This window comes from Lutibacter sp. B1 (assembly GCF_012524075.1).
Lineage (GTDB): Bacteria > Bacteroidota > Bacteroidia > Flavobacteriales > Flavobacteriaceae > Lutibacter.
In genome coordinates, this window is record NZ_JAAZUI010000023.1 from 12,672 (window position 1) to 36,930 (window position 24,259).

The window sequence follows — 24,259 nt, forward strand, 5'->3', positions numbered from 1 at the left end:
TATTAATTATTTTATGTTTTAAAGCAAATAACTTCTACACTGTATATTCAATATTATTTATCTCATCCCCATACCACAACCACAGCCTCTTCGCATTCTGTAGTTAGAGTTTTGAGCACTACTTTTCAGAGTACTTAAATAGGCATAGATATCTTCTTTATTTTTATTTTCCATAGCCTCAAATGAAGGCATATAACAAGGACCCATATTTAATATTTGTTTAAATTGGGAAATATTAACCCAATTATTAACTCCATTAAGTAGAGGAGGCTTCATTCCCCATTGCATTTGTTTTGGTGAATTTGAATTTTCTACATCTGGTTCGTGGCATTGTGCACAATTTGCCACAAAAAGATTTTTACCTTGTTCTATAGAAGAAACTTCAGTTACAATAGCTGACTCAGTTGATTCACCGTATAAAAAACCTACAATGGCTTTTCTTTCTGAATCAGATAAATGAGAGAAATTAGGCATTATATTCCTTCCTGTTTTAAGCAGTTCACTTATATGATCTTTACTCAACTTTTGATTGATATCTACTAAAGAAGGAAAAGTCGGTAAGTTTCCTTGCCGTTCAGAGCCGTGACAAACAGCACAGTTATTTTGAAATAGTTCACTACCTGTTATCTTTAGCTCTTTTTTAATAGGCTGATAATTGTTTGTAGCAATTTTAGAATTATTGCTTTGAAAACCATACGCTAACATAATTAATATGGTTAATAATAAACCGAAACCTATATTCATTTTTGTTTTCATATTGTACTTATTTACGAATTAATATTCAATAAAAGTACTTCTATTTATAGTGCAACGGAAGTGCATTTATGTGTTGCATTTATCACAAATACCTGTAACCGTTAAACTAACATTATCTGCCTCATAACCATCAGGTAACTTTATATAAGGAATTTTATTTTTGGGAAAACAAATAGTTTCATTACAAATTTTACAGTGAAAATGTACATGCAAATCCGTTTCTATTTCACAATGGCAATTTTCTTCACACAACGCATATTTTGTAATTCCGGTGCCATCAACAATTTTATGTGCAATTTCGTTTTTTACAAAGGTTTTTAAAGTACGGTATATTGTAGTTCTGTCTGATTTTATAAAATGATCTTCTAAGTCCGTTAAACTAACTGCTGCATTTTTATTTCTGAGAAGTTGTAAAACCAACAAGCGCATAGCAGTTGGTTTTACATTCTTATTCTCCAATATTTTTTCCAAATCTTGCATAGTGCTAAATATTAAATCTTTTTATGGATTTGCCTGTTTTAATTCTGTACGCATCATTAATGTCTGATACATAAATAATCCCATCTGCAGGATACGGTGTAGCGGCATTTTTACAAATGAGCTGGCAAGCTTGTTCGGCTTCTTCATTTTGGCAAACCAATTCAAGTTTAATCATTTTACTGTCCGCAAAGTGAAATTTTAACGAAGGCAATGAGTCCTCACGTTTATAAGTTCCTGTTCCTTCACACTCGGATAATGTTACACTTTCAAAGCCCTTTTCTTTAAGGGCTGCTACTACTTTCTCTAATTTAATTGGTTTTATAAATGCTTTAATTTCTTTCATCTGGTTATATTTAGTTTTTTTTAATGTCAAATGTAATAAGCAAATAGTCATTTCGGTTGGTATTGAAATACTGATTACGCTTATTTCATCTTTTCAAATTTTATATTGACTTAATTTAATCATCATCACCAAACTCACCTTTTTGCATTTCAGAGTTTAGGTAATATGCTCCTTTAATTACAATAATAGTTGTTGGTGAAATTTCTTCAATAAATAAAACTTCAGAGAATCCTAAATCTGAAATACCTCTGTTTACTTGAATCTTTTCAAATTCAATGTTCTCGTCAGTCTTCTCCTTTTGAACAAACACATAATCCAATCCTTTTTCACTTATAAAGGCTTCATCGGATAATGCATTTACTATCTTATTTGAAGTAACTATTCTTGCATCTACGAACATTCCAGCTAAAAACTCGTGACGTTTCTCAATTATATCCGCGTGAACTTTTACAGATCGGGTGTTCATATCAAGTACTTTACCTACATTAAAAATTTCTGCTTCATAGATTTTATCGGGTGTTGTTGTTAGCGAAAACGTGATTTTTTGACCCACTTTGGCTTTGTCAATATCTTTTTCAAAAACTTTCAACCCTAAATGTAAGTGATCATTGTCTACAATTTCAAACATTTCTTGTTCTGGAGAAACAAATTTACCAATATTTATTGCTATACTTTGAACATAACCATTAATTGGAGCAATTACAGGTATAGAAGAAATAATTTGATTATTCTCCAATTCTGAAACATTTATTCCTATTAATTGTAAAGTAGATTTGGAGGCGTTTAGTGCTGATTTTCCTTCATTATATGCCGCTTCTACTTCTTGAAAAGATTTGGAGGATACAATACCCTCTTTTAAAAGTGCCTCCTTACGTTTATAATCTTTTTCTAAATAGGAAATATTACTTTTGTCTATAAGATACTCGCGCTGCATTGTTATAAATTTAGGGTTGTTCAATTGGGCAATTACCTGACCTTTTTTCACATAATCACCCTCAATAACACCAACACTTTGAACACGACCACCAACGATAGCACTAACACTTGCCATATTTTGTGGAGGTACTTCTAATTGCCCATTCACTTTAAATGAAGTGCCTAAATCAACTTGTTTAACAACTCCCAATTCTATTTTCATTACCTCTAATTGTTCGAGTTGCAATGTAAGGGTAGAAGCTTCTTCTTCGTGTTCACCACTTTCTTCTTCATTATTGCCCTCATTATTTTCATTATGTTCATTATTACGAGTAGTCTTATCTTGACAACTTCCAAAAACAATAAGAAGTAGTAAAATGGCGCTTATTTTTAATGTATTTTTCATTTGTTAATTATATTTTCCTGTTAAATAATTGATTTCATTCACGGTTTGATTGTAAAGATTTAGCCTATCCAAATAATCCCTTTTAATTTGTACTGCTTGCTCTAAAGTTGTGATATATTCTACATAACCAACTTCGCCTTCTTTATAGGCTGTATTGGCTGAAGAAAAAAGTTTATCGGCCAATTGCAAGCCTTTGGTTTCATAATATAATAATGATGCCTTATGTTTTTCATATTCTTGGATATTAGCCTGTAATACCGAGTTAATATCTAATTTAGTTTGTTCAAAATTCATTTGGGCTATTTCAGTATTTTTCTTGGCGGCTTGTGTTTTTCCTTTTTGAGACCAAAAGAACAAAGGGACTTTTACACCTACCTGAAACCCGGTAAAGTTTTCTACACCTTCTATTTGCTGATTGAAATAACCGGCAGATAAATCGGGTAAAAACTGTGCCTTTTCTAATTTATATTCTCTTTCTGAAACAGCAACAAATTGTTCCTGAACTTTTAAAATTGGACTATTGTCACCTGATTCTTCCGAAATAAAAGAGGTTTTTTGCAAGGCACTATCTGAAATTGTTAAAGTATCTGTTATATTAAGGATTAATTGCAATTGCCTTCTTAAATTATCTACATCTAAACTTGCTTCAGATTTTAAGAGGTTTATTTCTTCCCGTTTCCCTTCAGCAGACATTTTCTCTATTAAATTTGTTTCACCAGATTCAAATCTTTTTTCGGCAATAATGGCAAAACTTTGAAACTCTTTTTCTAAATTTGAAATTAAAATAAATTTACTTTTAGCAAACCACAACTCCATATAAGCCGCTCTCACATTCCGTTCCAACCTATTTTTTTCGAGAGCCAAAGAAACTTCGCTTAATGCAATCCGTTCTTTCTGTAATTTTGATTGTGTGCCATAAACAGTTGGAAATTTAAAATCTTGATTCACGCTGATTTCATAATCGGTTTGCAACCCATTTAGTTGCCCTTTTGTATATGAAATTGCTGTTTTATCTAAATCGAAAGCCGATTTTTTTAAACTTTCTTGCTTTTCAATTTCCAGATTGGCCGCTTTTATGGTTGGATTATTTTCAAACGCAATGGCAACAGCTTCCTCTATTGTTAAATGTTGAGGCTGTTCTTGGGCAATTGCTGAATTTATTCCTATGAAAGAAAAGAAAACCAATAGGATTATCGATAAAATTGAAGTATTTATTGCACCTGTTTTTTTATCCATTCTTTTTTGTAAACGCTTTTCAACAAAATAATATAACACAGGAACCACCAATAATGTTAATAGGGTTGATGAAATTAAACCACCAATAACAACAGTGGCTAAAGGTCGTTGAACTTCAGCACCTGCTGAGCCAGAAATTGCCATTGGCATAAAGCCCATGATAGCTGCAATTGCTGTTAATAATATTGGGCGCAAACGTTCTTCGGTTCCTAATAAAATACGATCTTTTAAATTTGTCATTCCTTCTAATTTTAAGCTGTTAAACCTACTTACCAGCACTAAACCATTTAATACAGCTACACCAAACAACACCACAAAACCAACACCTGCCGAGATGCTAAATGGCATACCACGTAAAAACAGGCTAAAAATTCCGCCAATAGCCGCCAATGGCACCGCCATATAAATCATTGTTGCTTGTTTTACAGAGTTTAAGGCGAAGTATAGCAATATAAAAATCAGAAAAAGGGCTATAGGCACTACAATGGTTAAGCGTTCTTTTGCCCTTTTTAAATTTTCAAAAGAACCTCCATATTCAATAAAATAACCTTCAGGTAGATCTAATTCAGCATCTAATCTTTTCTGTACTTCTTCTACCATAGATTCCACATCTCTACCTCTTACATTAACACCTACAGAAACTCTTCGATAGGTATTATCACGAGAAATTTGCATAGGACCAGGTTTGTAACTAATTTTAGCTAATTCTTTTAGTGGGATTTGAGAACTTTCATTCGGTAAATCCACAAATAAGTTTTTTAAATCATCAATACTTTGCCTGTTCTTATCTGCAAAACGAACTACCAAATCGAATCGTTTTTCACCTTCGAAAATAATTCCAGCATCGGCACCTGCAAAAGCAGTGCTTACATATTGGTTTAATTTATCTATGGTTAATCCGTATTTAGCCAGTTTCGCTCTTTGGTAATTTACTGTAATTTGTGGTAATCCGTCTGTAGCTTCAGCACGAACACCTGCAGCACCATCAACCGTTTGGATAATTTTAGCCATTTCTTCCGCTTTAATTGCAAGTACATCCAAATCGTTACCATATAATTTAATAGCAACATCTTCACGAACACCTGTAAGCAATTCATTAAATCGTAATTCAACTGGTTGTGTAAACAGAAAATTGGCACCTACAATAGCTTTCAACTTAACTTCCATTTTTTCAATTAATTCAGCTTTAGTTTCTGCTGAGGTCCATTTACTCTTATCTTTTTCAAGAATGATAAACGTATCCACAATATCCATAGGCATAGGATCCGTTGGTATTTCTGAAACACCGATTCTACCAACCATTGTTTTAACTTCATCAGGGAAATTAGCATTGATGATATTTTCCGCTTCTTCTGACACTTTTATGGATTCTGACAGCGAACTACCGGGTTTCATAAAAATTTGCATTGCAATATCCCCTTCATCTAATTTTGGAATAAATTCTCCTCCCATTCTTGCAAACACAAAAGCCGCAATTACAAATAAAAACACAGCCATAGCAAGTACCATTTTTCTGAACTTTAAAGCACCTTGAATTAAAGGTTTATATACTTTAAAAATGCTTGTCATCATTTTACCACTAATTTTGGTTAACCAATCTTCAAGTTTGGAGAACCAATTTCGTTTTTTCTGTGAGGTTGGCTTTAAAAATAATGACGCCATTACAGGTACATAGGTTAAGCATAATAATAAAGCGCCTAAAACAGCAAATCCAAAGGTGTATGCCATAGGGGTAAACATTTTACCCTCTACACCAGTTAAGAATAAAATAGGTGTAAAAACGATAAGGATAATTAGTTGGCCAAAAAAAGCCGAGTTCATCATCATACTACTCGATTTATAAGTAAGTTCGTCCATTTCTTGAGACGTAAAATCGGCTTTATTCTTTTTGATTCGTTGCTCTATATGATGCACAGTTCCTTCAACTATAATAACAGCCCCATCCACTATAATTCCAAAATCAATAGCACCTAAAGACATTAAATTTGCCCAAACCCCTGTTGCTTTCATCAAAATAAAAGCGAACAATAAGGATAAAGGAATAATAGATGCCGTTAGTAAACCTCCTCGTAAACTTCCCAACAATAAAACCAATACAAATACAACAATCAATGCCCCTTCAATTAAGTTTTTTGAAACGGTGCTTGTAGTACGTGCAATTAAATCACTTCTATCTAAAAAGGGTTTTATTTCAAGACCTTCTGGTAGTGATTTTTGAATATTTTCAATACGTTTTTGAACATTTTTAATCACTTCATTCGGATTCTCTCCTTTTAGCATTAGTACTTGACCACCAACAGCTTCCTGGCCGTCTTCAGTGAAAGCGCCATAACGAACTGCAGACCCAAAACGAACGGCATCAGCCACATCTTTTATTAAAATGGGTGTGTTTTCATTGTTTTCTATAACAATATTTTCAATGTCTTCTAAAGTTCTTGCTAAGCCTTCTCCACGAATAAAGTTGGCCTGATGATTTTTTTCGATGTAAGCACCACCTGTATTGGAGTTGTTAGCCTCAAGAGCTTCAAAAACCTCACTAATACTAATTCCCATACTGTTCAGTCGATTGGGATTTAATGCTATTTCGTATTGTTTAACATTACCTCCAAAAGAATTGATTTCAACTACTCCTGGTACTAATGCCATTTGCCGCTTAACAATCCAATCTTGAATAGTTCGTAAATCTGAAGGCGAATATTTATGTTCAAACCCTCCTTTGGCACCAATGAGTATTGGTAAATTTCTCCCAAACCAGTAGCGATTGGCGCCATAAATGGCTTTCCAAAACCTGCCGGTATATCTTCTTGTATTTCAGCTAATTTTTCTTGAACCAATTGGCGGGGTAAATAAGTTCCCATTTCATCTTTAAATACAATGGTTACTACTGAAAGGCCAAAACGAGATACAGAACGCAACTCTGTAACACTTGGTAAATTAGCAACAGCCAACTCAATAGGATAGGTAACAAATTGTTCAATATCTTCTGTTCCCAAATTGGGAGCAACAGTAATTACTTGTACTTGATTGTTGGTAATATCGGGTACAGAACCCAATTTTATGGTCATCATTGAATGTATTCCAGCACCAATAAGTACCAAAATAAATAAGCCAACAATGAATTTATTGTTAATAGAAAAGCGAATGATTTTATCGATCATTTTATGATATGTTTAAGTTATAAAAATGTGTAATCACCAACAAAAATGCAGGTGCTTAAAAACGTATTTATAAACTAAACTTGAGGGGGCTGATCTATTTTGTTAGAAAAATTATTTAAGAAGAATGTTTCTTGTATGCCAATAACTGCTTTTGAAGCTATTGTAATATAAAGCTCTTTCTCAACAGGTGGCGTTGGTTTTGTGATACTAATAGAACAACATGCGCAAATACAAAAAGGAGAGCATAAATCCATCGTATTATCACCGTTATCATCATTATTTTGAGTAATTGAAGCTAATTGCTCAGACCCAAAAACAGCTTCATCATCACAATGTATTGCTGTTAAGGCTATAGAATAAATAGATAATATGATTACTAATACTTTCATTAAGGAAGCAAATATAACAATTTAATAAATGCAATAGGGTTGCAAAGTTTTTTTAGCAGCGTTTTAATTTTATTTAAAAAAGGTTAACAGCAACCTTTTTTTTCTTGAATAGATGGGCAAGCGACTGTTCCATAAGTACAATATATACAGCAATCTCCTTCATTTGGTTTTAGAACGCTTTTACAATTTTCACATTCGTAAAAGAATTGACAAGCATCTGTTGGCATTGTTTCCTCTTTTTTATGTCCACAGTTTGGACAAGTGATTTCTGATTTTAATATGATTTTCATAAATTTTGTTTTTTGACCTACTTAATTTATTGCTTTTTAAATATACAAATAAATTGATGCAATGGTAGTGCAAAAAAACAACTCCTTATTAATTATTATAAAATAAGAAAGCCTTCAGAAATATTAAATGAAGGCTTTAAAATATTTTTATGTTGTTATAATGATCAATTTATTTTTTTTGTCCCTGAAAATGAAATTCTCCATTTTCCATTTTGAACGTATATTCAAAAGAGTGGTTTTGCATATTAAAACCTCCAAAATGTTCATCAGAGTCTTGATGTTCATTGTTTAAATGTTGCATCCACTCTGAACCCATATTTTGCATATTTCCATTCATATTTCCTTGACCCATCATATGACCATACATGTTTTCAAAATCGGAACCAGTTAAACATGTGTTCATCATGTTGCCATCTTCAAAAAGATTTAACATAATTGTGGTATCAAAATCATCGTTAAAACAATGAACTTCAATTTGATCACCTACCATAGTTACTTCAGCTGTTGCAATATTATTGACTTTTGAACTACTTGATTTACCAGCTATATTGGTAGTTAATGTACCTTTATAAACGCCTACAACATCATTATAAGCTACATCATCATTTTTATCGCAAGCTGTAAACAACAATCCTATAGCTATTACTAAAACACTTGCTATTCCTATATTTTTATTTATTTTCATTTTATTATTTTTTAATTATTTATACTGTATTTATTGCTTATTTGAAAGTAACTATAGCATTTATAAAAACGCCTATTTTGAGTTACTTAAAATGGTTTGAATTGTATGTTAGTGTTGAGTCCCAACACTACTATTTTAAATCAAATTAGAAAGCATTGTATAAAAATTAATACATCTTTAAAAATTAAGGGAGGCGAGTAGTTATGATATTCACCCCTATTGTTTGTAAGACCTACTAATTTTTCAAATAAATTAAAATAATTATTTGAATTGAAAAAGGAAGTTTGAATGCTAAAATTTGAATCAAGATTTTTTTCAAATATAGAACCTTGCTTTAATTCCAAAACATTTGTGCAACAACTCGATTTAGAAAAGGATGCATTATGGTTTTCCAATTTACAAATTGGCATATCCATTTCACATTCTTTTGCATTACCAAAAACTGAAAAACTCTTAAGTTTACCCTGACAATAATGTTGATCAATTAACACAAAAGAAGATGAAAACAACACTAAGGTTGTCATTAAAATTGCCGATATTTTGAGCGGTATATTTTTCAATTTTATGTACTGATTTATACTATCAAAAATACGCAAATGTGGCAACTCTATATGCTACTTAAGTTACATAACTAGTTGTTTTTTTAAATCATTTCACGAAGTTATTTTGTGTTAAAATAAAAAAATATACTTATTAAAGTTCTAGTATTTAAATGTTTGCATTTTTTTATATAAACATAAATACCTTCAGAGTTTTTATAATACTTCTGAAGGTATTTAAAATTATTAGAAACCAATTTCTTCAGTTATATATTCACTGATACCTTCAAAATGATATTCCATATCATCAATTAAAAATGTGTAATTAAAACTATTGTCCAACATTTTAAAAAAGCCATAATGTATATCATTTTCAATATGCTCTAAATCTAAATGATGCATCCATTGCAAGTTCTTATTTTGCATATAGCCAACCATATTCTCCTTACTTAAACGATGTCCATACATAATAAGCCAAAACTTCTTTTAACTTGTTACGAATATGAAAATTGAATTCGGTTAATTCATATTAAATTAGTGAAGCTAGTTTGATTTTCTCATGTTCCAAGGGAAATCCAACAGCTGTTAAAATTTCTTTAAACGAATCTAAATTAAAAAATATTGGGTCGTATTCTATGTATAGATGCTCTTCCTCAAGACATAGACTAATAACTCCTTCTATGTTCAAAAAAGGTTTAAATTTCAAACGAAATTTACTTTGTTCTTCTGTTGTGAGAATTTTGTTTGTTTTCAAAACTTCTAGTTTAAATGAATTTTTCATGATTTTAAGTTTTAATGTTTATTAATTAATTATTAAATTGACTATTACTGTTTGGTATTTCTTTAAGTTCAGCTTCAAAAAAACATTATCAATAGGTGAATCTTTTAAACCAACCATCTTAATATTTAATACCGGTTTCATATTTTTATAAATTATTATTGGATTTCATTCTATCAAACACTTGTAGTAAACTAAGTGCAATCCATAAACTCCATAAATTTATTTGGTTTACCTTCTAAACAAAGTTTAGCCTGTTTAATTTCACTATTTAGTAACTCTATAAATTTATCATTATCACATAAGCCTATTTCAAAACCATTGACGTTTGCGATAATTATAGGATTCTTTTCCTTTATTATTCGTTCTCTAAACACTATACATTCATCTATATGGTATGTTGCATCGCATTTTAACTGTTTATTAATTCTTACTTTTCGCATATTTTCTAAATTTTTTGGCATATAAATCAGAATGTTTTTCTAGTTGCTGCCTGTAAATATTTGTAACATTTCATCAAAATTATTATTCAATTTTTACTTTTGATTTTCTAAACCAAAACAAATAAATAATTATTAGAGAAATCAATCCAGGAACAATTATTAAAACCGAGTTGAGTGTTTTTGTTATAGTTATTCCAAACCAAACCAGAGGAAACGATTCCGAATACTTTAAAACAGTTTGACCAATGGTAACAGAAGCTAAAATACCTGCCATGAACATTATGATTACTTTTAATTTCTCCATGGTCTTAGACATTAAATATTATCGATAACCCTTTTTAATTTATCTCTTACCTGAGAAGCTACTTCACTCAATGTTTCATTCTCTACTGCACTCATAGAAGAAGCAGGGTCGACAGCAGAAACTTCAATTTTACCCGCTTCTTTTTCCTGAACAATAACATTACAAGGAAGCATTGTGCCTATTTTATCTTCTGACAGAAGTGCTTTATATGCAAACTGAGGGTTGCAAGCACCCAAGATTCTGTAATTATAGAAATCTACATCGAGCTTTTTCTTTAAGGTAGCTTTAATGTCTATTTCAGTTAATATACCAAAACCTTCTTTTTTTAGCTCTTGAGTGACTTTTTCAACTATCTGATCAAAATTTCCAGAAATGATTTTATTGAAATAATAGTTCATAATTATTTTTTATTTGGTATTAATAGATTCACTTTATAAATTTCCCATTGATTCCCATTTTTCAAATTCTTGACCAGACAAGGACGGCATCATATAATCACTATTCTCATAAATATTTAATAAAACTGTAGTATTAAAATCATCATTATAAAAATAAACTTCAATTTTTTTACCAATGGAAGAAACTATCGCAGTAGCCTATTTTGAATTAATTTGATTGCCTTGTAAATTTCCAAATTTTTTGTTAAGGTACCAGTATATGCGCCTATAATATGGGCATTTGTTATTTCATCATCCTTAGAGCAAGCAACTTAAATTATACCAAATGAAATTATCATTAGGCATTTTGCTATTTGATTTTTTTTCATGATATTTTTTATTAATAATTAACTACCTAGTTTAAAAAGAATGTTAAAGAACATTTTTTCAATAACACTTCTTTTCTTGCCAATGGAAGGTTTATTAATTAGCTGATCTTAAAAAATCAAATATTTTTTTTGATTCATCAGCTGTTAAATTTGCTCTCACTCTCATATGCATTTCAATTGTTGACCAATCCGCATCATTAAAATCTGCTGGAGATGGTGTATTATGACATCTCATACAGGTTTCACTCCATAATTGAACGCCAGATTTACCTTGAACTATGGCAGCTCTTTCAGGCGAACAAGAGATAGTTGCAAATCCAATAAATCCTATAATCGATACTATTTTAAATGTTTTCATAATTTAAAGTTTTAATTTATTATATACCAAATGCCCATTGTATGGTAAATAGTTTTTTATCTATTCCGCCACCACCGTGGCCACCGGTACCATCTGTAATTTGATAATTTACCTTTAAGGCTGACCTCCAACTTAACCAATAATTAATTCCAAAAGCCGTTTGCTTAACATTTGATTCCCATTCAGCACCTTCGGGAGTATTTAATTCAGAGTAACGCCCAACTAATTCTATATTTTTCAAGAAATTACTGGCCGACATTGTAGGTTTGTAACTTAATTGTGCATAAAAGGAATTACTTGTATTATTAAAAGTATATTCTTCAAAACCACCGCCATCTAAAGGTTCAAAATATTCCGCGTCATCAACTAAGGATTTATTATATTGAGCTTTTATATCAATTATACCTGCTAAAGGATTTACTTTTTTAATAAAGGAGAAGTCATACGCAATTAATTTTGCCCCAATTTTTTCATAATCAGATTCTGTATTCCCAACTTTTGAATTTAAAAATGAAAAACCAATTTCTGTTGAAGAGTCCGTAAATGGTAAATACCCAATTCTACCACCCAAAGATTTATTTTTATTATTATCTTCATAATTATCGAAATGTAAAATTCCTGCCTCATCTGGATCCATACTACCATCATTTAATTTTGGACCATTTGTAGAATAAACAGCATAGTTAAATTTAGAGCCACTTACTGTAAAAGTTCCTCTTAATTCTACTCCTACTCCAGAAGAAGGAACAATCCCATCGTGACCGAAACCTAAAGGAACTGATGATAATTTATTAATCCACGAAGGATGCAAGCGCTCCATAAATGTACCAAAAGGCAGTAAAAATTTACCTGCTCTAATTGTCATATAATCGTTTAATATATACATTACATCGGCATATTCAAGAGCTGTTTCTAATTCGCCATTTTCATAGGCAAATTCCATTTCTGTTTCAAACATAAACTTGTCAGAAAATTTAAATAACATTATTGGTGCAAAAGTTCCACTATTAAATGAAGACTCTTTTTCTCCTTCATCATTTAAAGATTGAAAACCTGCACTTCCATAACCTCTAATCATAAATTGAGTTTTGCTTGGTTTTAAGTCTTGTTGTGCAATTATATTGCCTACAAAAAACATTGCTAGGATTGGTAAAATAATTCGTTTCATAATTATATTTTATTTTTTAATGGTTTTTAAATAACTTACCAATTGCCAACGTTGTGTAATTGAAAGTGATTCTTTGTAAGAAGCCATTGGAGGTTTACCTTCCGTAAGCTTCCAAAAAACAGCTCCATCAGTTTGTTTGTGAAATTTATCTATTGTGAAATTTGCAGGTTTTGGATTTAAAGCGGCACTCGCTACACCATCTCCTTTACCCTTATCACCATGACATACAGCACACAATTGCAGATAAAGTGTTTTTCCTTTTTTAATTGCCGTTTGATCGTTTTTTAAAGGATTTGAAATTACATCAGCATTTTTTGGTGCTACCCAAGTAGATTGAGCTTTTGTGTTTACAAATCCAACAAACAGTACCAATGCAACTACAATTTTGTTTTTTGTTTTCATATTTTAATCTGGTTTATAATTACTGGCAAAGTTATATTTTGCATAAAATAAAATTATACCCAATTACCCCCATAAATTACAGTTTATGAAAAATACCATGTAATACGTAGTTTTACGGTTTTATTAAAATAACTGAAAGTAAATTATTTTAAAAATTGGATAAAGAAGCTGGATTTTATGTAAAAGAGGTAGATAAGGGAGTTATTAAATCAAATTATTTTGAATTGCATAGTGAACCAATCCGATAGTGCTTTTTACATGTAGTTTTACCATAATGTTTTTCCTATGAGTTTCAACAGTTCTTATGCTAATAAACAGTTTATCTGCAATTTCTTGATTACTATAATCTTTAACAATAAGTTTTAATATATCTATTTCTCTATTGGTTAAAGGTGTTTTTTCCTTAATTTTTATCTTACCTTTATCCAAAAGGGCATCATCTTTTAGCACCTCTTTATCATCATCTCTTTCTCTTTGGTTATAAGCTAGATATAATATTCCTGTTTTATGATTGTTGCTATCATAAATAAATGATTTAGAAAAAGTTATTGGTATAGCCTCATTATCTTTAGTAAAATAAGTATTGAAAATATTTTGTGCAGATTCATCTTCTGTTGTTGTCGGTATGTTTTTTCTTTCACCTAAAAGAACCTTATTAATAGATTCTCCAATTAGTTCCTGTTCAGCATATTTTAATAATTCTAATGTAGATTTATTAACTATCAAAATATCTCCATCAAGATTTGTAATTATTAATGATTCATCAATTCTTTGAAGAATAATATTGAGGTAATCTTTTGATACCGTATTTTTAGACAAAACACGAATCATATTTTTAAATAAATTCGAAAAATTATCAATCTCATCGTGGTTAATAGGTAATTCTTTTAACTTTGATTTTGAATTTACTGAAGTGACTTTTTGAGCTATTAATGTTAAATTTTTTATTGGCCTTGTAATTTTTTTTACAAAATAGTATCCACCAACCAATAAAAGAATCATTATTATTACCAATACTATAATAATTACACTTGTTGCTTTTGAATTTGTGATTTGACTATTGCTTATGTAAGCACTTACTAAAGAGGATGATGACGCTAATAAAATATCTATTTTTTTTGTGCATCTATAACAATGCCATCCATTACTTCCATCATGATAGCTCCTTCATTATTTCCAATCGGTTCTTTTAGTTCGAATATGTTATTACTCAATCTTTCAACCTCATGAAAAATATCTTCAATTTCTTCTAAAAAATGCTCGTTAAAATGATTGTCTTCAAAAGTGTTAGATTTCTCTAATTGCAACCTAGTAATAGCATTTAACTTATTGAAATTTAAAATTTCAACTTTATTGCCATGAATAAGATAATCATTTGCCGGCATTAAAAGTTCCGTGAAATTTAATTTTAAATTCTGAAGATTGTTGTATTTATTAGTTTCCTTTAATACAATTTTAGAATTGTTTTTAAGTTTATTGGCACTTACAATTCCAACATAAGCAACAATAATATTAAGTATAAGTAATGCTATTATCCCAATCAATAACTTTTGGAATATTGTTAAATTTATTTTTAAAGTTTTAAACAACTTTAGCATATCTTATATTTTATATGAATTACCTTTTGTAATTATTTTTTTATTTAAATCATTTTTAATGATGATGACCTTGATGCACTATTTGATCCCCAAAAATGGCTTCATAATTTTTATTGTTATTTTTTAGTTTCAACACTACTTGTTGAAAATTATTAAGGCCATTGATTCCTAATTTTACCCATAAAAAATTATCTTCAATATTTAATTTACTAACTTTTTGTGTTCCGTCTTTAAAAATTACAATTATTCTGCCAGTTAGCTGAGATAAGTCCAAGGTATTATCAACCAAATTGAATTTGATTTTTTTATTTCTAATTAATTCTTTACCACATACAATACAATTACCATTCTCATATACTAATTTGTTGGGATGAAAGTCACAAGAATATGATTCCAGTACCATTGTTATTTTAAAGTCTTTTAAGTCAACAACATTGGTATTAATTATATGTTGTCCACTAATTTTTACCACCGTAAAAAGTAACAGAAATAAGGTTATATTTAATTTATTCATTTTTTGTTTTTTATTAATTTTCTAATAGTTTTAGAAGAAGTAAACCATAAAACGAAACCACTTAAAACGGTTAAAAGTCCTAATAAAGAAAACACTCTTAAAACAATGGTATTAAAATTATCTCTTCCTTGATAATCCATAGTATGTGTCATCCACAAAAAATCAAACCATCTCCAATTTCTATGACGAACTGTTTGAAAACTTCCATCACTAATCGAAACATACGCTTTTATGTTTTCTTTGTGGTTGTATGAAATTACATAAGCAGGTAATAGTTTTTCTCTATATTCGTGGTGTTTATCAGTTTGTGTTATTAACTTTATATCTTTAACAATTAGCTTTTTTAACATATGCTTTTTTGCAATGGATAATGCCTCATTCTCAGTAATACCATTTTTAAGATGACCTGTTGTAGCATTATATAAGCTATTTTTATTTATCCAATAAAACGGTTGGTTATCAATTTCTTTTAATTCAATTGAATTTACACCTGATACTATATTTAATTTTGAAGGGCTGATTAACTTGTTAAATGACTTTGGTTTGTAGTTAAGATTTCTAAAATTATCGCCGTGTATTTGGTCAATATCGGTCCAACTAAAATACAAACCACTTACTGTCCACATTATAAATTGTAACCCTATAAATATCCCTAAATATCTGTGAATTTTTCTAATCTTTTTTTTCATTTATACACTATCTTTTAATTTTGTGAACCATTCAATAACTTCCTTTTTTTGTAACTCATTTAATTTAGTATTACGATGTATTAAGGTATAGGATTTTAAAGGCATTTTATCATCTCTAATTTGATTGATTATTGATTTTAATTTACTTTTTTGTTTACGTTTCGAATAGTCACCAAAAGTGCTAAAGTTGAGTTCTTTCTTACCTTCGTTTATGTGTTTTTCTAAAAACCAACTTGCTGGTTGAATTTTATTATACCAAGGATAATTGGTGTTATTGCTATGACAGTCGTAACATGAGTTTTTAAGAATATTTTGAATATTTTTAGGAACCACAATATAATTATTGAATTCTGTTTTTGAAATTACAGAACTTTGATTGTGATTTGTGGGTACCAATTGGATACCCACAAATACAATCAGGAAAAAAAACAACATTTTTTTAAGATGTTTCACTAATTTATTTTCTTTTGAATATTGCCACAAGTTGGCATATTACTACCTAAATATGGATTTTTGATTGTTTCGGTTTCACTTAACCACATTGCTCCTTTATTGTTATTGTACATAGGACAAAAATCTACATATAATGTTTTATCTGTGCCAATTAATTCTATCAGGTCGTTAACGTCTTTACTTAATTCTTCAAAATGTTCCCGTTGGTGATCAATTGGACTTTTAATAATATGTTCCGCATGTTCTTTCGAGTTTTCCATAATTTCCATATAGGTCATGTGTTGTTCATCAGACAATTTGGTCATATCAAAATTTGAAAAAGCAGTAAGTATTTTATTTCCTGCTTCAGCAGCTTTGTCTTTGCTATCTTCGGTTAATGCATTTTTTAACTGTAAATACGCATCTATTATTTCAGAACTACTGCTATTTTTTTCGGTTGTACTTTTTAGATCTCCTTGCATTGACGAGTTATCCATTGAACTATGTTCGTCTTGCTGATGCATGTTAGTTTCTTCCATTGAGGCATCATGTGATTCGGTTTGTTTTTTGTCGTTTTTACAAGCACTTAAAAATAATATTGAAAATGCTATTACGTAGATTGTTTTTTTCATTTGTTTTGATTTTAAAATTAGTATTTAAATTATTTTTCTTTTAAATTTCTCTCTCCATATTTATAAAATGGATGGCTTCTTTTATACTAAGTGGTCTTGTTGAATTACCTGTTCTTAAATAAAAAGTAGTATTTGAACCTGTTATAACATAGGCAGGTTCTTTAGTTTTTTCGACATCGACAATACAAATAGAATTTTTTTCAATTTCCTGAAAAAACACAGTTATATAAGCACAGTATTCTTTCCCTATAAATTTTGAAATGATTTGATATATTTTTTGCTCAAAACCATCTATATTTTTTAATTTTAGTGTATTATAATCATTTTCTAAACCTAATACTTGACCTTTGTCATTAATACCAATAATTAATTTACCACCTTTTGCATTCATAAAACCAACAATGGTTTTTGCAATTACCGTTTCAAGATCAACATTCACTTTTTTTAGCTGATAATCAAAACGAATAGATGATTTAAACTCTAGAAATTGGTTTTCTCCTTGATTTATTAAATTAATTAAATCTTTTTTTAGTAGACTTAAATGTTTGTTTAGTTTTTTAGTTTTAATACGATACATTCCAAATACAGCTCCAATAGCACCTCCCATTATTATGAATGCCAGTGACATATTTAACATTTTATATGAAAAAGAGTGGAGTGTTCTATGACTTAAAACTTCAAAAAATGATTTTGTTGTAATAGGTTCCTTGTTAAATTCGTACCAATATAAAACCATAGTTATAGGGTGAAAAATGAAATAAAAAACAACTACACCTAAAATGATATGAATTAGGATGGTTTTGTTTTTAGCTACTTTATTTCTATTTGCACTAACTGCTATCATAACTTATTTCGGTAAACTTAAAATTGTTTAGAGTTTTGCGGTTCTTAACCTTAGTGAATTAACTATTACTGAAACAGAGCTAAAACTCATTGCCAATGCTGCAATAATTGGCGAAAGTAAAATACCAAATACTGGGAATAATAATCCAGCAGCTACAGGTACACCAAGCACATTGTACGCAAAAGAAAAGAACAAGTTTTGTTTAATGTTTTTCATTACTTCTTGACTCAAATTTTTAGCTTTCACAATTCCTTTTAAGTCGCCTTTGATTAAAGTAATTTCAGAACTTTCAATAGCAACATCGGTACCTGTTCCCATAGCAATACCAACATTGGCTTGAGCTAGCGCAGGAGCGTCGTTAATTCCGTCACCTGCCATTGCTACAATTTTTCCTTCTGCTTGTAATTTTTTAATAAACTCTAATTTATCTTCGGGTAAACAGCTTGCTTTGAAATTACTTAGGTGTAATTCATCTGCCACTGCTTTTGCTGTATTTGCATTATCCCCAGTTAGCATAATAACATCAAGACCTTTCTTCATTAGTTCATTTACTGCTTCTTTGCTGGTTGTTTTTATAGCATCAGAAATACTTACATAACCCAATGCAATATTATTAACAGCAATGTATGAGACCGTTTTACCTAATTTTTGTTCAACTAATATTTCCTTTTTTAAAGTTGATGGTACTGTTGTATTTAGTTTTATCATTAACTTTTCATTACCTACAGCAACTTTAGCTTCGTTAACAGTACCTATAATTCCCATTCCTGTTATTGCTTCAAAATTTGAAACTTTTGAAAATTTGAGTTCATTTTTTTTGGTATATTCAACTATAGCCTTTGCTAAAGGATGTTCGCTATATTGATTTAACGAGCCAATTTTACATACTAAATCAGTTGCTTCACCTTCAATAGCAAATACTTTTTCAACTGATGGTTTTCCTTCAGTTAAAGTTCCTGTTTTATCGGTGATTAATACATTTACTTTATTCATTAATTCTAAAGCTTCAGCATTTTTAATTAAAATACCATTTTGAGCACCTTTACCAACTCCTACCATAACAGACATTGGTGTTGCTAAACCCAAGGCACAAGGACACGCAATAATTAACACTGCTACTGCATTTACAAAAGCATAAACCAATGCAGGATCTGGTCCAAAATTAGCCCAAATAATAAAAGTAATTATTGATATAAGGACTACAACAGGCACAAAGTATTTTGAGATGGTGTCGGCTAATTTTTGAATTGGCGCTCTTGATCTACTAGCATCACTTACCATTTGTATTATTTGAGCTAAGAGCGTTTCAGAGCCAACTTTAACAGCTTTCATTACAAATGATTTAGTACCATTAATTGTTCCTGAACTTACGGTATCGCCTTCTTTTTTATCGACTGGGATAGGTTCACCAGTTATCATAGATTCATCTATGCTGCTATTTCCTTCTGAAATAACACCATCAACGGGTATTTTTTCCCCAGGTTTCACACGTAATAGATCGTTTTTTCTAATTGTGTGAATAGCAACAACTTTATCTTCACCATCAACAACTAAAGTTGCCTCAGAAGGTGCTAGTTTCAGTAGTTCTTTAATGGCACCACTTGTTTGGCTATGCGCCTTTGCCTCCAACAATTGTCCAAGTAAAACTAAAGCAAGAATAACCGCTGTAGCTTCAAAATACATACTTACATCACCCGATGAGCCTTTAAATTCGTTTGGAAAAACCTCAGGAAATAATAAACCAACTATACTAAACAGAAATGCAGCACCCGTTCCAATACCAACTAAAGTAAACATATTTAAATTCCAAGTGATTATTGATTTCCAGCAACGCACAAAAAACATCCAACAGGTATAAAATACAATAGGGATTGTTAATATAAATTGAACCCAATCCCAGTTATATTGTGATGTAATTTGTAACAATGGATTTTCAGGTAAATGTGCTAACATTGAAATTAAAAGTACTGGAATTGCTAAAAAAGCTGAAATTTTCATCTTTTTAGCTAAGGATCTATACGTTTTTAATTCTTCACTTTCATCCGGTTCCATTGGAACTAAATCCATTCCGCATTTAGGGCAGGAACCTGGTGAATCTTGAATTACTTCAGGGTGCATTGGACAGGTATATTTAGTTGCTTGAATTAATTTTGGTTGCTCAACTAAGTCCATTCCACATTTAGGGCAGCTACCTTGTTTATCATACGTTTTGTCACCCTCACACTGCATTGGACAATAAAAAATTCCATTACCCTCTTTAGGTTGATTGAGATGATTGGGTTTCTGATTTTTCTGAGATGCATTGGTATCTCCAACATTTGAAATTGTATAGTGTAAACCTGCTTTTAACAATGTTTCTTGTAATTTTTCCAATGAAATATGTGATGTCATTTCAATAACAACTTCACCTTCTTTTAAATCAGCAGTTACTTTTGTTATTTCCTTTAAATTATTCAAAGCTGTTTCAACATTGATTTTGCAACCACTGCAAGTCATTCCGGAAATATGGTATGTGTGCTTCATTTTTATATAATTTTATAGTAGTAGTTAAAAATGTCTTGAGTTGAAGAGGTAAAGAATCTATAAAAATTTCTGAACAGAAAAAGGAATACCGCTATGAAACAAATTTTAAAAAGATAAAATAGTATTCCCCTTTCTTTTGTTCAGAACTAAATAAAAACCAATGAGAGGGTTTAAGATTTTATAAAATCTTTATAGGTTTGTAGAGATTCAAAATAAAGAACGTCGTTATTTCCAGTAGGACTCAAAACAATAAAAGCCATTGCTTTATCAACTTCATTTCCTGTGAAAGGGTCTTTAGCGTAACGAGTTTCTCTCATTGTTTTTAATTTCACTACACATCCTTCGCAACATCCATAATAGGTCTTATTTTCAAATTCAACTGGAATTTGATCTATCCCCATATATTTGTTATTTACATAACATACTTTTTTCGACTCAATTTTAGCAACCTCTGCAGCATTTGAAAGTGTTTCTTCAGAAACCTCAATTTTATTTTCTCCTTTTGTTACTTCCTTTTGTTTTGTTTGATTATTGCAACTACTTATTATAAAGCCAATAAGAAATAAACCTATAATTAATATTTTTGTTTTCATAATTTTATGAATTTAAATTGTGCCTGGGCAAGAAAAAGGAATTATATATTTAAGAAAAAATCAATCAAATAAATCAATATATTTTTACACTCCTTTTTCTTAGCGTCAGGACTTTTACTAATGTTTGTGCTCTTTATGGTCTTTTTCTGTTTTCTTTATTTCTGTTTTCTTCTCAATAAGATCCATTTTACATTTAGGACATTTTCCTGGTTTTTCTGAATTTATTTCTGGATGCATTGAACAAGTATAAGAAGTTTTCATTTTAGAATGATCCATTTTCATTTCCATTTTTTTAAGTTTCATTCCGCATTTAGGGCAATCACCTGGTTTTTCCATTTTAACATCTGCGTGCATTGGACAGGTATAAACATTTTTCACCATCATTTTAGAATGATCCATTTTAGAATGATCCATTTTCATTTTTGTTGAATCTTTTTTCATTTTAGAATGATCCATTTGAGCATTCATTGTTGATATTCCAAACAATCCAATTGCAAATACCATTATTAAAATTTTTGTTTTCATTTTTTGTTTATTTTTTGTTTATTTATATACTATAAAGGTCTATAGATTTCATAATTTAGTTGTGCATAATTATGTTTAAATTGTATCTAATTTCCCTCGAGAGCCTATATTTTTATATTGTGTAGGCGTGATTCCTGTAATTTTTTTAAATTGACGAGATAGATGTTGAGGACTGCTATAATTTAATTCATATGAAATTTGGCTTATCGTTAGCTCATTGTAAAAAATTAATTCTTTCACTCTTTCTATTTTCTGTTGAATAATGTAGTTTTCAATTGTTCGTTTTTCTAATTCAGAAAATATCCTACTTAACTGACCATATTCTATTTTTAAATTTGAAGATAGGAATGTTGAATAATTTTCATTGAACAATTTGTGCCTTTTGTGAAAGATATTCTCAATAATTAATGTTTTAATTTGATTTACTATTTTTAAATCTGATTCTTCAACTATTTCAAAACCCTCTTTCTCTAAAATTGTCTTAAGCGTTTTTAATTCATTTGTTGAAAGGTTAATTTCGAAATGAATTTTGCCTAATTCAATTAGTTCAAACATTATATTATTTTTAATCAACTCATCTTTAATCACTTTGATACAACGATCGCATACCATATTTTTTACGGTAACTATATTTTTTTGTTCCATTATCATGAGTTTTTTAATTAAACTATTTTAAAACTACCCATCAAATAATTGAAAGGTAGTTTAAAATTCTCGTTATTTGATTGTAGCTTCTGTACTACCACATTTAAGCATTGCTTGTCCAAAATAAGGGTTCTTAATTTCTTCATCCAAGCTTAACCAAAAAGCTCCTTTATCATTATTAGCCATTGGACAAAATTGTTTAAGCACTTTTCTATTTACTCCAAATGTTTCAATTGATTTAATTATATTATTAGATAACGACACAAAATATTCTCTTTGAATTTTAATTTCAGTTGTGCTTGAAATTTTGTTTGAAGAGGATTTAAGTACTTCTAGAATTGGCATCCATACATTATGAGATTTACTATCTTTTAAAAGCTTCATATCCATCTTTTCAAGATTATCAATAAAAGTTATTGCGGAGGTTTGTGTAAGTTTAGTATTATCATTAACCAAAGCATCTTTTATTGCTAAATAACTGGTAAATAAGTTGCTTAATTGATCTTGAAACTTGGAATCAACTTTAATTCGATTAACAACTTCTGTTTCTCCATTTTGGTCATTTCCAGTATCTTGCATTCCTATATGATTTTCGTGACCAGTAACTACTATTCCTCCTTCTGGACTCATCATACTTTTTTTCCCTTGAAGTTGTGCAGCGGCATCTACAGTAAAAGTTCCGTTGGTAACAATTTCTTCATTTTCAGATAAACCATTTAAAATTTCATAATGTTCACCAATTTCGTTTCCTAAAGTAACTTCTCGTAACTCAAAAATTGGTTCATCACCTTGTTTTTTAACATAAACTACAGAGCGTTTTCCGGTCCATAAAACAGAAGATTTAGGCACAGATATTATAGTTTTTTTATTGCTTTTTACATTACTTGAAGCTAACACCCCTTTGACAAACATTCCAGGTTTTAATTCTCCATTTCGATTATTTAATTCTGCTCTAACCACAACTGTTCTAGTTGAAGTATTTAGAACTGGATCTATAAATGAAATTTTCGCTTTCAGCTCTTTGTTTGGGTTTGTGTTGGTTGTAATTGTAATGTCATCCCCTTTTTTTATGGTTGAAAGTTGCTTTTCATAAGCATCAAAATCTGCCCAAACTGTAGTTAAATTTGAAATCATAAGTAAGCTTTGACCTTCCTTAACATAATTACCTTCTTCAACCATTTTTTTAGTAACTATTCCACTAACATTTGCATACACTGGAAAGTTGGTAATAATTGCTTTAGATTCTTCAATTTTATTAATCTGACTTTCAGAAAGTTTCCATAATTTTAATTTATTTCTAACAGCTTTGTACAGTGTCAAATCCTTTGTTTTTGATTCTATGGCCGTTAGTAATTCTTTTTGTGCTGTAACCAATTCAGGGGAATAAATGAGTGCTAATTGTTGTCCTTGATTCACCTTTTCTCCTGTAGAATTCACAAATAGCTTTTCAATTCTACCACCAAAATGTGCAGTTTGTATAGCATTTGTTTTTTCATTTTCATTAATTTTTCCTGAAAGCGTTAAACTACCTGCTGAATTTGTGGTATTACTAATTATGGTAGACTCAATATTTGCTAATGCTAATGCATTTTGTGACATTTTAAATTCGTTTGCTTCTAATCCATCTGCTGAAGTTTCTGCAGGAATTAAATCCATTCCACAAATTGGGCAATCACCTGGTTCTGGCTGCATAATTTGTGGATGCATTGAGCACGTCCATTGTTGATTTTCCGTTTGAGAAGATTCGTGATTGTGTTTTTCTTCAGAGTTTGAAGAATTTCCAAATAACAACCATCCTAAAATTAGACCAGCTGTTAATATTCCTATGTAAATTATATATTTTTTCAT

General features: G+C 30.1%; 27 protein-coding genes and 1 pseudogene. All 28 read right to left on the reverse strand.

The features are described 5' to 3' along the window. Nucleotides 1–57 precede the first annotated feature (57 nt). Nucleotides 58–756: a c-type cytochrome gene (locus HGB55_RS12575; RefSeq protein WP_115880633.1), complete on the reverse strand. Its 699-nt coding sequence runs from the start codon at nt 754–756 to the stop codon at nt 58–60. A 66-nt stretch (nt 757–822) separates the two neighbouring features. Then, complete coding sequence (locus tag HGB55_RS12580) at nt 823–1,236, reverse strand: Fur family transcriptional regulator (protein WP_115880632.1); 414 nt, start codon at nt 1,234–1,236, stop codon at nt 823–825. 4 nt (nt 1,237–1,240) lie between these two features. Continuing rightward, nucleotides 1,241–1,579: a P-II family nitrogen regulator gene (locus HGB55_RS12585; RefSeq protein ID WP_168817251.1), complete on the reverse strand. Its 339-nt coding sequence runs from the start codon at nt 1,577–1,579 to the stop codon at nt 1,241–1,243. Between the two features lie 115 nt (nt 1,580–1,694). Then, nucleotides 1,695–2,900 (reverse strand): efflux RND transporter periplasmic adaptor subunit, encoded by a 1,206-nt coding sequence (locus HGB55_RS12590; RefSeq protein WP_168817252.1) that lies wholly within the window; start codon nt 2,898–2,900, stop codon nt 1,695–1,697. Between the two features lie 3 nt (nt 2,901–2,903). Beyond that, nucleotides 2,904–7,294, reverse strand: a pseudogene (locus tag HGB55_RS12595) (CusA/CzcA family heavy metal efflux RND transporter). 74 nt (nt 7,295–7,368) lie between these two features. Then, complete coding sequence (locus HGB55_RS12600) at nt 7,369–7,683, reverse strand: DUF6660 family protein (RefSeq protein ID WP_115880626.1); 315 nt, start codon at nt 7,681–7,683, stop codon at nt 7,369–7,371. 83 nt (nt 7,684–7,766) lie between these two features. Beyond that, complete coding sequence (locus HGB55_RS12605; protein WP_115880624.1) at nt 7,767–7,973, reverse strand: GDCCVxC domain-containing (seleno)protein; 207 nt, start codon at nt 7,971–7,973, stop codon at nt 7,767–7,769. A gap of 169 nt (nt 7,974–8,142) precedes the next feature. Further along, entirely contained in the window at nt 8,143–8,658 is a 516-nt protein-coding gene (locus HGB55_RS12610; RefSeq protein WP_168817253.1) for a hypothetical protein, read from the reverse strand. Between the two features lie 785 nt (nt 8,659–9,443). Continuing rightward, a complete protein-coding gene (locus HGB55_RS12615) occupies nt 9,444–9,665 on the reverse strand; it encodes a hypothetical protein (RefSeq protein ID WP_168817254.1) in 222 nt (73 codons plus the stop codon). A 61-nt stretch (nt 9,666–9,726) separates the two neighbouring features. Beyond that, entirely contained in the window at nt 9,727–9,978 is a 252-nt protein-coding gene (locus HGB55_RS12620) for a hypothetical protein (RefSeq protein ID WP_168817255.1), read from the reverse strand. A gap of 191 nt (nt 9,979–10,169) precedes the next feature. Next, complete coding sequence (locus HGB55_RS12625) at nt 10,170–10,418, reverse strand: hypothetical protein (protein ID WP_168817256.1); 249 nt, start codon at nt 10,416–10,418, stop codon at nt 10,170–10,172. A gap of 82 nt (nt 10,419–10,500) precedes the next feature. Then, complete coding sequence (locus tag HGB55_RS12630; protein ID WP_168817257.1) at nt 10,501–10,722, reverse strand: hypothetical protein; 222 nt, start codon at nt 10,720–10,722, stop codon at nt 10,501–10,503. An 11-nt stretch (nt 10,723–10,733) separates the two neighbouring features. Next, a complete protein-coding gene (locus HGB55_RS12635; protein WP_168817258.1) occupies nt 10,734–11,120 on the reverse strand; it encodes a DUF302 domain-containing protein in 387 nt (128 codons plus the stop codon). A 462-nt stretch (nt 11,121–11,582) separates the two neighbouring features. Further along, the gene (locus tag HGB55_RS12640; protein ID WP_168817259.1) at nt 11,583–11,846 is read right to left on the reverse strand and encodes a cytochrome c; all 264 of its coding nucleotides are present in this window, start codon (nt 11,844–11,846) and stop codon (nt 11,583–11,585) included. 19 nt (nt 11,847–11,865) lie between these two features. Beyond that, complete coding sequence (locus HGB55_RS12645; protein WP_168817260.1) at nt 11,866–13,014, reverse strand: hypothetical protein; 1,149 nt, start codon at nt 13,012–13,014, stop codon at nt 11,866–11,868. Nucleotides 13,015–13,023: 9 nt separating this feature from the next. Next, complete coding sequence (locus HGB55_RS12650) at nt 13,024–13,416, reverse strand: cytochrome c (RefSeq protein WP_168817261.1); 393 nt, start codon at nt 13,414–13,416, stop codon at nt 13,024–13,026. Between the two features lie 204 nt (nt 13,417–13,620). Further along, on the reverse strand, nt 13,621–14,418 hold the full coding sequence (locus HGB55_RS15445) for a LuxR C-terminal-related transcriptional regulator (protein WP_211047393.1): 798 nt from the start codon (nt 14,416–14,418) through the stop codon (nt 13,621–13,623). Between the two features lie 107 nt (nt 14,419–14,525). Further along, entirely contained in the window at nt 14,526–14,960 is a 435-nt protein-coding gene (locus HGB55_RS12660) for a hypothetical protein (RefSeq protein WP_168817262.1), read from the reverse strand. 109 nt (nt 14,961–15,069) lie between these two features. Then, nucleotides 15,070–15,528, reverse strand: a complete 459-nt coding sequence (locus tag HGB55_RS12665; RefSeq protein WP_168817263.1) for a hypothetical protein — start codon at nt 15,526–15,528, stop codon at nt 15,070–15,072. Further along, nucleotides 15,525–16,217 (reverse strand): PepSY domain-containing protein, encoded by a 693-nt coding sequence (locus HGB55_RS12670; RefSeq protein WP_168817264.1) that lies wholly within the window; start codon nt 16,215–16,217, stop codon nt 15,525–15,527. Before HGB55_RS12670 ends, HGB55_RS12665 begins: the two co-directional genes overlap by 4 nt. Then, nucleotides 16,218–16,670: a heme-binding domain-containing protein gene (locus tag HGB55_RS12675; RefSeq protein ID WP_371807823.1), complete on the reverse strand. Its 453-nt coding sequence runs from the start codon at nt 16,668–16,670 to the stop codon at nt 16,218–16,220. Next, nucleotides 16,670–17,281 (reverse strand): DUF3347 domain-containing protein, encoded by a 612-nt coding sequence (locus HGB55_RS12680; RefSeq protein ID WP_089378768.1) that lies wholly within the window; start codon nt 17,279–17,281, stop codon nt 16,670–16,672. Before HGB55_RS12680 ends, HGB55_RS12675 begins: the two co-directional genes overlap by 1 nt. A 40-nt stretch (nt 17,282–17,321) precedes the next feature. Then, complete coding sequence (locus HGB55_RS12685) at nt 17,322–18,125, reverse strand: helix-turn-helix domain-containing protein (RefSeq protein WP_089378767.1); 804 nt, start codon at nt 18,123–18,125, stop codon at nt 17,322–17,324. 27 nt (nt 18,126–18,152) lie between these two features. Continuing rightward, complete coding sequence (locus tag HGB55_RS12690; RefSeq protein ID WP_168817265.1) at nt 18,153–20,648, reverse strand: heavy metal translocating P-type ATPase; 2,496 nt, start codon at nt 20,646–20,648, stop codon at nt 18,153–18,155. Between the two features lie 170 nt (nt 20,649–20,818). Beyond that, nucleotides 20,819–21,241: a hypothetical protein gene (locus tag HGB55_RS12695; RefSeq protein ID WP_115880598.1), complete on the reverse strand. Its 423-nt coding sequence runs from the start codon at nt 21,239–21,241 to the stop codon at nt 20,819–20,821. Nucleotides 21,242–21,358: 117 nt separating this feature from the next. Next, nucleotides 21,359–21,745 carry a heavy metal-binding domain-containing protein gene (locus HGB55_RS12700; RefSeq protein WP_168817266.1) on the reverse strand — a complete coding sequence of 129 codons (387 nt, stop codon included), beginning with the start codon at nt 21,743–21,745 and terminating at the stop codon, nt 21,359–21,361. 96 nt (nt 21,746–21,841) lie between these two features. Beyond that, the gene (locus tag HGB55_RS12705; protein ID WP_162880010.1) at nt 21,842–22,411 is read right to left on the reverse strand and encodes an AraC family transcriptional regulator; all 570 of its coding nucleotides are present in this window, start codon (nt 22,409–22,411) and stop codon (nt 21,842–21,844) included. Nucleotides 22,412–22,483: 72 nt separating this feature from the next. Next, nucleotides 22,484–24,259 (reverse strand): efflux RND transporter periplasmic adaptor subunit, encoded by a 1,776-nt coding sequence (locus HGB55_RS12710; protein WP_168817267.1) that lies wholly within the window; start codon nt 24,257–24,259, stop codon nt 22,484–22,486.